The organism is Neobacillus terrae (genome assembly GCF_011393025.1).
Taxonomy (GTDB): Bacteria; Bacillota; Bacilli; order Bacillales; family Cytobacillaceae; genus Neobacillus_A; species Neobacillus_A terrae.
On sequence record NZ_JAAOEO010000092.1, the window covers coordinates 1 to 602 of the forward strand.

2 protein-coding genes are annotated in these 602 nt (G+C 36.2%); both read right to left on the minus strand.

Translation table 11 applies throughout. The features are described from left to right. Positions 1-71, minus strand: a 71-nt coding sequence (locus G8761_RS26735) for a YjcZ family sporulation protein (RefSeq protein ID WP_166030964.1), incomplete at its 3' end; no start/stop codon positions are given. A gap of 61 nt (positions 72-132) precedes the next feature. Next, the gene (locus G8761_RS26740; RefSeq protein ID WP_166030963.1) at positions 133-261 is read right to left on the minus strand and encodes a YjcZ family sporulation protein; all 129 of its coding nucleotides are present in this window, start codon (positions 259-261) and stop codon (positions 133-135) included. Between the last annotated feature and the right edge of the window lie 341 nt (positions 262-602).

Below are 602 nucleotides of genomic sequence, written 5' to 3' on the forward strand. Positions count from 1 at the left end.
GTTCCTACAATGATAAGGAGAATAAACAGTACCACGATTAACGCAAACGACGTTCCAAGTCCATCACTCATGTATAACACCTCCAGCACTTGATTAGAAAGGACTTAACTTGACTTAATCATAATGTTTGGATTAATAAACCATACTTGTACCTACAATGATCAGGAGAATGAACAATACTACGATTAAAACAAAGCTACCACCGCCGTAACCGCCTCCGTATCCATAACCGCCTCCGTAGCCGCCATATCCAAAGCCCATATTTTTCACCTCCTATCGGGATATTCTGAAGAAAAGCATCTTCACTATATATATATTTTCTTAATACAAGAATGGTTTGGACAATCGTCATAGTATTTTGACAATTCATCGATTTGATAAAAAATTATTAAAAAGGAAAAGAGCGTCTACAATAAATGCAAAACGCTCTTCGGAGGTGAAGTATATGTGCTTCTTTTGGCTGGTGGAGTAATAATATATTCACTTAGAATAAAACTGATTGGACAAGTGCTGATTAAATGTAAATTTAATAGAGAATTTACAAATCAGCTAGTCTTCACCCAATGCACTTACTATTCTGGTTACGCTAGAAGTACGCAACC

Bases quoted from the DNA above. Each gene is read 5' to 3' on its own strand.
- G8761_RS26740 (WP_166030963.1), bottom strand. From the start codon at position 261: ATGGGCTTTGGATATGGCGGCTACGGAGGCGGTTATGGATACGGAGGC.